This window comes from uncultured Sphingomonas sp., from assembly GCF_964243315.1.
GTDB lineage: Bacteria > Pseudomonadota > Alphaproteobacteria > Sphingomonadales > Sphingomonadaceae > Sphingomonas.
Genome location: NZ_CAXTEM010000088.1, coordinates 1 through 7,439 on the forward strand (window position 1 = coordinate 1; position 7,439 = coordinate 7,439).

13 protein-coding genes are annotated in these 7,439 nt (G+C 64.4%); 1 reads left to right on the top strand and 12 read right to left on the bottom strand.

Annotated elements, in window-relative coordinates; all coding sequences use genetic code 11:
- Window positions 1–112 precede the first annotated feature (112 nt).
- Window positions 113–481 carry a 30S ribosomal protein S13 gene (gene rpsM / locus ACFE77_RS15445; protein WP_375422537.1) on the bottom strand — a complete coding sequence of 123 codons (369 nt, stop codon included), beginning with the start codon at window positions 479–481 and terminating at the stop codon, window positions 113–115.
- A gap of 323 nt (window positions 482–804) precedes the next feature.
- Here rpsM and ACFE77_RS15450 point away from each other — a divergent pair, with 323 nt between their 5' ends.
- The gene (locus ACFE77_RS15450; protein WP_375422538.1) at window positions 805–948 is read left to right on the top strand and encodes a hypothetical protein; all 144 of its coding nucleotides are present in this window, start codon (window positions 805–807) and stop codon (window positions 946–948) included.
- A gap of 19 nt (window positions 949–967) precedes the next feature.
- Here ACFE77_RS15450 and ACFE77_RS15455 read toward each other — a convergent pair whose 3' ends face one another.
- The 11 genes from ACFE77_RS15455 to rplE all read right to left on the bottom strand — a co-directional run.
- Entirely contained in the window at window positions 968–1,165 is a 198-nt protein-coding gene (locus tag ACFE77_RS15455) for a hypothetical protein (RefSeq protein ID WP_331042071.1), read from the bottom strand.
- Between the two features lie 273 nt (window positions 1,166–1,438).
- Window positions 1,439–2,092 carry an adenylate kinase gene (locus ACFE77_RS15460; protein WP_375422539.1) on the bottom strand — a complete coding sequence of 218 codons (654 nt, stop codon included), beginning with the start codon at window positions 2,090–2,092 and terminating at the stop codon, window positions 1,439–1,441.
- A 40-nt stretch (window positions 2,093–2,132) separates the two neighbouring features.
- Complete coding sequence (gene secY, locus ACFE77_RS15465; protein ID WP_375422540.1) at window positions 2,133–3,497, bottom strand: preprotein translocase subunit SecY; 1,365 nt, start codon at window positions 3,495–3,497, stop codon at window positions 2,133–2,135.
- A 264-nt stretch (window positions 3,498–3,761) separates the two neighbouring features.
- Entirely contained in the window at window positions 3,762–4,304 is a 543-nt protein-coding gene (gene rplO / locus ACFE77_RS15470; RefSeq protein ID WP_375422541.1) for a 50S ribosomal protein L15, read from the bottom strand.
- 96 nt (window positions 4,305–4,400) lie between these two features.
- The gene (gene rpmD / locus ACFE77_RS15475; RefSeq protein WP_375422542.1) at window positions 4,401–4,577 is read right to left on the bottom strand and encodes a 50S ribosomal protein L30; all 177 of its coding nucleotides are present in this window, start codon (window positions 4,575–4,577) and stop codon (window positions 4,401–4,403) included.
- A gap of 6 nt (window positions 4,578–4,583) precedes the next feature.
- Window positions 4,584–5,357 (bottom strand): 30S ribosomal protein S5, encoded by a 774-nt coding sequence (gene rpsE / locus ACFE77_RS15480; RefSeq protein ID WP_375422543.1) that lies wholly within the window; start codon window positions 5,355–5,357, stop codon window positions 4,584–4,586.
- Window position 5,358: 1 nt separating this feature from the next.
- Entirely contained in the window at window positions 5,359–5,715 is a 357-nt protein-coding gene (rplR, locus tag ACFE77_RS15485; protein WP_375422544.1) for a 50S ribosomal protein L18, read from the bottom strand.
- A complete protein-coding gene (gene rplF / locus ACFE77_RS15490; protein ID WP_375422545.1) occupies window positions 5,715–6,248 on the bottom strand; it encodes a 50S ribosomal protein L6 in 534 nt (177 codons plus the stop codon). Before rplF ends, rplR begins: the two co-directional genes overlap by 1 nt.
- Window positions 6,248–6,643 (bottom strand): 30S ribosomal protein S8, encoded by a 396-nt coding sequence (gene rpsH, locus ACFE77_RS15495; RefSeq protein ID WP_375422546.1) that lies wholly within the window; start codon window positions 6,641–6,643, stop codon window positions 6,248–6,250. Before rpsH ends, rplF begins: the two co-directional genes overlap by 1 nt.
- Before the next feature lie 10 nt (window positions 6,644–6,653).
- Window positions 6,654–6,959, bottom strand: coding sequence for an uS14 family ribosomal protein (rpsN, locus tag ACFE77_RS15500; protein WP_375422547.1), 306 nt, complete (start codon window positions 6,957–6,959; stop codon window positions 6,654–6,656).
- A gap of 91 nt (window positions 6,960–7,050) precedes the next feature.
- Window positions 7,051–7,439: 50S ribosomal protein L5 (gene rplE, locus ACFE77_RS15505; RefSeq protein WP_375422548.1), on the bottom strand; the 389-nt coding region annotated here is incomplete at its 5' end.

Genomic DNA, 7,439 nt, shown 5'->3' on the forward strand with positions numbered 1-7,439 from the left:
CGACGCCGGAGGTGATGTTCTTGCGTTCGCGACGGCGAATACGCTGCGGTTCACGGGCCATTGGTAATCCTTGAAAGCTGAGAAGCGAGCCGCCCTGACGAGCGGCTCAAGCTTACTTCTTCTTGCCGGCGATCGGCTTTGCCTTGCCCTTGCGAGTGCGCGCATTGGTATGCGTGCGCTGGCCACGGACCGGCAGGCCCCGGCGATGGCGGAGACCGCGATAGCAGGCGAGATCCATCAGCCGCTTGATGTTCATCGCGACTTGACGGCGAAGATCGCCCTCGACCGTGTGGTCGGCATCGATCGTCTCACGAATCTGCAGGACCTCCTGGTCCGTCAGGTCCTGAACGCGACGCTCGGGAGCGATGTCCAGCTTTTCGGTGATTGCCTTGGCCTTGGTCGGACCAATGCCGTGGATGTACGTGAGCGCGATAACCACGCGCTTGTTGGTCGGGATATTGACACCCGCGATACGTGCCATGAACTTGTTCTCCTAGCTCCACGGGATCCGGCATGGCAGCGCGGCCCCATCTCGACGCAATAGCTCCGAACGCACGATTGCGGCGAGCGCAAACAAGCGCCGCCGGGAACCGGTGTGTCGGAGTAAGGATCAGTTAAGCGCGCGCAAACGCCGTGTCAAGCGATCGGTTCCGCTCCCGCCGAGTTCGTAGCGAGCCGGCAAACGGACCAGTGAGCGAACAGTTCGTGACGCGATCTCAGCAGCTTGGGACCCGAACGCCGCCATCTTCACGGCTTGTTAGCGATGTCGCGCCAAGGTGATTCTTGCAGCAACGGAGCAAGCAGGTGACCCCGATGGATCGCGAAATTGCAAGGATCGAGCAGCGGCTCGCCAAATCGTGCTCGCGATCCGCTTCCTATACCCCGCCGGTGGTCACCGACCTGATCAAGCGGATCGACATCGCGCTGAGCCAACGCCGCGCCGCCTGACCCGGCGTTCGCCGATTAATCAGAAGACGACGATGTCCGGCGTGGTGAACGCAGCGACGAACAGCATCAGCGCCAATCCACCCGACAACCCACACAGGACGTAGCCGACATAAGCGAGGATCGGCGGATTGGGTCGCTTCATCCGGCGATTACGCGACGCGCCCGACAGCACGAAGCTCGCCAACATCCCATAGGTGAATACGATCGCCCCCAACATCCGTGGTTCCTCTGATTGCGCCAGCGACCCCCCGGCCGCACGTTCGCTATCGAAGATACGACGGATCGCTTAGCAATCCGTTAACTACGACGCGGGAGGCGGATGCTGACGCGGTGGCTGAACGGCGATGGCCCTCCCAATATCGTCATCCCCGCTCAGGCGGGGATCCATACTGGCTACCGCTGGACTGTGAGAGGCAACGCTCCCCAGTCTGGATCCCCGCCTGCGCGGGGATGACGAAGAAACCGATCGGCTTCCCCAAGTCCCCGCAGCCTAGCGAGCGCCGTCGAGGATCGCGTCGATCGCGGCGCTGACATGCGAGATGTCCGCCATGCCGTCGATCGGCTTCACCAGACCGCGCGCTTCGTAAATCGGCAGGATCGGTGCGGTCTTGGCGCGATACTCCGCCATCCGGGTGTGCACGGTCTCCGCGTTGTCGTCGGGCCGGCGCTTGAACTCGGTCGATCCGCAGACGTCGCAAACGCCCTCGACTTCGGGCTGCTTGAACCGGTCGTGATAGCCCTCGCCGCAATTCGCGCAGGTATACCGCCCGGTCACACGCTCGATGAGCGCCGCCTCGTCGACTTCAAGCTCGATGACGTAATCGAGCGTCCGGCCACGCGACACCAGCAGCTCGTCGAGCGCGGTCGCCTGCGCCGCGGTCCGCGGATAGCCGTCGAAGATCACCCCCGTGTCCGCGTCGAGCGCATCGAGCTTCTCGCCGATCAGCGCCGAGACGATCTCGTCCGACACCAGTCCGCCCGATTCCATCACCGCCTTCGCCTGCTGCCCTGTCGGGGTGCCGGCTTTCACGGCCGCCCGCAGCATGTCGCCGGTCGAGAGCTGGACCATGCCGCGATCCGCGACGAGCTTGCTCGCCTGGGTGCCCTTGCCCGCTCCTGGCGGTCCAAGAAGGATGATGTTCACGCCCGACCTCTCCCGAATCTCGCTTAGCTTCGCCACCGCCTTAGCGGAGACGACCGCCCTTCAGCTTCGCCTTCTTGATCAGGTCGCCATATTGATGCGCCAGCAGATGCGACTGGATCTGTGTCACCGTATCCATCGTCACGTTGACGACGATCAGCAAGCTGGTCCCGCCCAGATAGAAGGGGATCTGCAACGCAGTAACGAGATATTCCGGCACCACGCAGATGAAGGTCAGGTAGGCCGCGCCGATCACGGTAATCCGGGTCAGCACATAATCGAAATACGTCTCGGTGTTCTTGCCGGGACGGATGCCGGGAATGAAGCCGCCATAGCGCTTCAGATTGTCCGCGGTTTCTTCCGGGTTGAACACAACCGCGGTGTAGAAGAACGAGAAGAAGATGATCCCCGCCGCATAGAGCGCCATGTACACCGGCGATCCGTGCTGGAGATACTGGTTCAGGGTGATGATGAAGTCGCCCCAGGCGCTTTCGCCCGCGACGCGCTGACCCGCGAACTGCGAGATCGTCAGCGGCATCAGCAGCAGCGACGAGGCAAAGATCGGCGGGATCACGCCCGCGGTGTTGATCTTCAGCGGCAGATGGCTGCGATCGGCCTGCATGCCGCGCTGGGTCTGTCGCTTGGGATATTGGATCAGGATCCGCCGCTGCGCCCGCTCCATGAAGCAGATCAACAGCACGAGCCCGACCACCGCGACGATGATCCCAACCAGCCGGACCGGATCGACCGAGCCCGAACGCCCGCCTTCGAGCAGGTTGAACAGCGTCGTCGGCAGATGCGCGACGATGCCCGCCATGATGATCAGCGACACGCCGTTGCCGATGCCGCGGCTGGTGATCTGCTCGCCCAGCCACATCAGGAACATCGTTCCGCCGATCAGGCTGATCACCGCGGCAATGCGGAAGGTCATGCCCGGTTCGATAACCGCCTGGATGCCCTGCGTCGCGCCGAGCGTCTCGAGCCCCACCGCGATGAAATAGCCCTGCACCGCGGTAAGCGCGACGGTGCCGTAGCGGGTGTACTGGTTGAGCCGCTTGCGACCGCTCTCGCCTTCCTTCTTGATCGCCGCCAGCGTCGGCGACAGCGAAGTCGCGAGCTGCACCACGATCGACGCGGTAATGTACGGCATCACGCCGAGCGCGATCAGCGACATCCGGCTGAGCGACCCGCCCGAGAAGGTGTTGAAGAAGTCGAGGACGCCGCCCTTGGTCTGCTCGCTGAGTAGGCCGAGCGCGGTGGGATCGACCCCCGGCAGCGGCACATAGCTCAACAGCCGGAACACAATCAGCGCGCCGATCGTGAACCACAGCCGCTTTTTGAGGTCGGTCGCCTTGGCGAACTTCGCCAGGTTGATGCTTTGCGCCATCTGGTCGGCTGCGGATGCCATCGTATTCGGGTGTCCTGAAAACAAGGAACGGCGGGATGCGTTTAGCCCGCCCCGCCGCTCATATAGGCGCCCGTGCGGGCTTGTCTAATGCCGGGAGACCAATGCGACCGGAGGCCACTCAGCCAAACCGTTCGTCCTGAGTAGCCGCTGAGCCCGTCGAAGCGGCGTATCGAAGGACCGGCCGGGTTGAGGCAGGCCCTTCGATACAGGTCTTCGCCTCCGCCCAGCCCCTACTCAGGATGAACGGCTAACTCAGGAAGTCGCTCAAGCCTTGAACGCGGCCTTCTTCGCCTGGCGCTCCTTGTACATCACGCCCTTCTTGGCGGCGGCCTTCTCGGCGGCGGGCACGACGTGGATCACGTCGACCTTGCCGCCGATCTTCTCGACCGCGTCGATCGCGCCCTTCGACGCACCGGCGACGGTGAAGCTCAGGACCGAGGTCAGCTCGCCCTTGGCCAGGAGGCGGACGCCGTCCTTGCCACCGCGCGCCAGGCCGGCGGCCTTCAGCGCGTCATGGTCGAGCGTCGCATTGGCCTCGATCTTGCCGGCATCGACCGCCTTCTGGATCGCACCGAGGTTCACCTCTGCATAATCCTTGGCGAAGATGTTGTTGAAGCCGCGCTTCGGCAGCCGCATGTGCAGCGGCATCTGGCCGCCCTCGAAACCGGCGATGGACACGCCCTCGCGGCTCTTCTGGCCCTTCTGGCCGCGGCCGCCGGTCTTGCCCTTGCCCGAGCCGATGCCGCGTCCGACGCGGATCTTTGACTTGCGGGCGCCCTGGTTGTCGCGGAGTTCGTTCAGTTTCATGTCGTGCACTCGCTTTCGCTTTTGTCGCGCTTGGTAAAAACAGGAAGGGGGCGCTTAGCCCCCTCCCCTCATTCTGTCACCTGATGCGGTGAGGGCTCAGCCCTCGACCGACACCATGTGGTGCACCTTGCGGATCATGCCGCGAACCTCGGGGGTATCCTCGAGCTCGCGGGTCCGGTGCATCTTGTTGAGGCCGAGACCGATCAGCGTCGCGCGCTGATCCTTCTCGCGGCGGATCGGCGAACCGGTCTGCGTGATCTTGATGGTAGCCATGATCGATTACTCCGCGATCGCGGCCGCATCGGCCTCGGCGGTCTGCGAACCACCACGGCCGAGCAGGTCGGCGATCTTCTTGCCACGACGCTGTGCGACAGCCTTGGGCGAGGTCTGGTCGCCCAGCGCCTCGAAGGTCGCACGGATCATGTTGTAGGGGTTGGACGTGCCGACCGACTTGGTCACCACATCGGCCACGCCGAGCGATTCGAAGATCGCGCGCATCGGACCGCCGGCGATGATGCCAGTACCCTGCGGTGCCGAGCGAAGCGTCACGCGGCCGGCACCGAAATGCCCATTGCCGTCGTGATGCAGCGTCCGACCGTCGCGCAGCGGCACGCGGATCATCTTCTTCTTGGCCGCCGCGGTCGCCTTGGAGATCGCCTCCGGCACTTCGCGGGCCTTGCCGTGGCCGAAGCCTGCACGACCCTTGCCGTCGCCGACCACCACCAGCGCCGCGAAGCCGAAGCGCTTGCCGCCCTTCACCGTCTTCGAGACGCGGTTGATGTGGACCAGCTTCTCGATCAGCTCTTCGCCGCCGTCGTCGCTGCCGGGGCCGCCACGACCGCGGTTGCCGTCGCGGCCACCGCGACCGCCGTCACGACCGCCGCGATTGCCACCGCCGCCGCCGCCACCGGGGCCGCCGCGACCACGGCCGCCACGCGGGCCGCCGGGACGATTGCCGCCGCCGCCCGGTCCACCGAAGCCCGGGTTGGACTCCTGAGGTGCGGCTGCTTCGGGTGCTGCGACCTGTGCTTCTGTGTTGGTCTCGTCAGCCATCTTAGAACTCCAATCCGGCTTCACGCGCGGCCTCGGCCAGCGCCTTCACGCGGCCATGGAACAGGAAACCACCACGATCGAACACGACCTGGGTGACGCCCGCCTGTTTCGCCGCCTCGGCGACGCGCTTGCCTACCTGGGTCGCCGCGTCGATGTTGGCGCCCGACGTGCCGCGCACGTCCTTTTCCAGCGTCGATGCCGATGCCAGCGTCTTGCCGGCCTCGTCGTCGATCACCTGCGCATAGATGTGCTTGCCCGACCGATGCACAGACAGCCGCGGACGGGTGCCTGCACGCGCCCGGAGCGCGGTACGATTGCGGCGGCGCCGCTTCGCGAAGAGAGAAAGTCCCTTGGTCATTACTTCTTCTTCCCTTCCTTGCGGAAGATGAACTCGCCGTCGTATTTGATGCCCTTGCCCTTGTACGGCTCGGGCTTGCGCCAGCGACGGATCTCCGCGGCCAGCTGGCCGACCTTCTGCTTGTCGGTGCCGCTGATCTCGACCGTCGTGTTGTCCGGCGTCTTGACCTCGAGGCCCTCCGGCACGTCGACGTTGACGTCGTGGCTGTAGCCGAGCTGCAACTTGAGGTTGCGACCCTGCGCCGCGGCGCGATAGCCGACGCCGGTGATCAGCAGCTTCTTGGTGAAGCCGTCGGTCACGCCCGTCACCAGGTTCTGGACCAGCGTACGCTGCATGCCCCAGAAGGAGCGCGCCTGCTTGGTATCGTTAGCCGGCTGCACCGAGATGCCGCCGTCCTCGATCGTGTACTTGATCTCGTCGCGCATCGCGAGCGCCAGGGTGCCCTTGGGCCCCTTTACGCTGAGCGTGCTGCCGTCGATGCTGGCAGTGACGCCGGTCGGAACCGGGACTGCCTTCTTGCCGATGCGGCTCATCAGAATACCTCCGCCAGCACTTCGCCACCAACATTCTGTTCGCGCGCTTCGGCGTCGGACAGAACGCCACGCGGCGTCGAGACGATCGTGATGCCAAGGCCGTTCATGACCCGCGGCAGCTCCTGCGAGCCCGAATAGACCCGGCGACCGGGCTTCGAGACGCGCGCGACGTGCTTGATCGCGGGCTGACCCTCGAAATACTTCAGCTCGATGCGAAGGCCGGCCGCGGGGCCCATCTGCTCTTCGCTGTAGCCACGGATATAGCCTTCACGCTGCAGCACGTCGAGGACGCGGACGCGCAGCTTGGACGCTGGCGTCAGGACGGAGTCCTTGCGCGCGCGCTGGCCATTGCGGATGCGGGTGAGCAGGTCACCCACGGGATCGGTCACTGCCATTTCTAGATCCTTACCAGCTCGACTTCGTCAGACCGGGGATCAGGCCCTTATTGCCCAATTCCCGCATCATGATGCGCGAGAGCCCGAACTTGCGATAATTGCCGCGCGGACGCCCGGTCAGCTGGCAGCGGTTGCGGATCCGGGTCGGATTCGCATTGCGCGGCAGCTCGGCCATCTTCAGGCGCGCGATCAGACGCTCGCTGTCGTCCAGCTTCTCGTCATTCGCAGTCGCCTTCAGCTTCGCAAGCTTGCCGGCATATTGCTTCACCAGCTTCTTGCGCCGCTCGTTCTTCAGTACTGAACTCAGTTTCGCCATCGACTTAAGTCCTTATGTGTCCCCGCGAAAGGCGAGGACCCAGTCCATAGAAGGATGCACCGCCCATAGCCGGGCCGTGCACCCTGGTAGATTACGCCGCCTTCTTCTCGTCGTCGGCGGCTTCCTCGATCGGGAACGGGAAGCCGAACAGGCGGAGCAGCTCACGCGCCTCGTCGTCCGTCTTCGCGCTCGTGGTCACGATCACGTCCATGCCGCGAACCTTGTCGATCCGGTCATAGTTGATTTCGGGGAACACGATCTGCTCCTTCAGGCCGCAGGCATAGTTGCCGCGTCCGTCGAAGCTCTTCGGGTTCAGCCCGCGAAAATCGCGAACCCGCGGCAGCGCGATCGTGATGAAGCGGTCGAGGAACTCGTACATGCGCTCGCGACGAAGGGTGACCTTCACGCCGATCGGCATACCCTCACGCAGCTTGAACTGCGCGATCGACTTCTTCGCCTTCGTCACGACGGGCTTCTGCC

Coding starts and splice junctions, on each gene's coding strand:
- rpsM (WP_375422537.1), bottom strand. CDS start 481: ATGGCACGTATCGCGGGTGTCAATATCCCGACCAACAAGCGCGTGGTT.
- ACFE77_RS15455 (WP_331042071.1), bottom strand. CDS start 1,165: ATGTTGGGGGCGATCGTATTCACCTATGGGATGTTGGCGAGCTTCGTG.
- secY (WP_375422540.1), bottom strand. CDS start 3,497: ATGGCATCCGCAGCCGACCAGATGGCGCAAAGCATCAACCTGGCGAAG.
- rplO (WP_375422541.1), bottom strand. CDS start 4,304: ATGAAACTGAACGAACTCCGCGACAACCAGGGCGCCCGCAAGTCAAAG.
- rpmD (WP_375422542.1), bottom strand. CDS start 4,577: ATGGCTACCATCAAGATCACGCAGACCGGTTCGCCGATCCGCCGCGAG.
- rpsE (WP_375422543.1), bottom strand. CDS start 5,357: ATGGCTGACGAGACCAACACAGAAGCACAGGTCGCAGCACCCGAAGCA.
- rplR (WP_375422544.1), bottom strand. CDS start 5,715: ATGACCAAGGGACTTTCTCTCTTCGCGAAGCGGCGCCGCCGCAATCGT.
- rplF (WP_375422545.1), bottom strand. CDS start 6,248: ATGAGCCGCATCGGCAAGAAGGCAGTCCCGGTTCCGACCGGCGTCACT.
- rpsH (WP_375422546.1), bottom strand. CDS start 6,643: ATGGCAGTGACCGATCCCGTGGGTGACCTGCTCACCCGCATCCGCAAT.
- rpsN (WP_375422547.1), bottom strand. CDS start 6,959: ATGGCGAAACTGAGTTCAGTACTGAAGAACGAGCGGCGCAAGAAGCTG.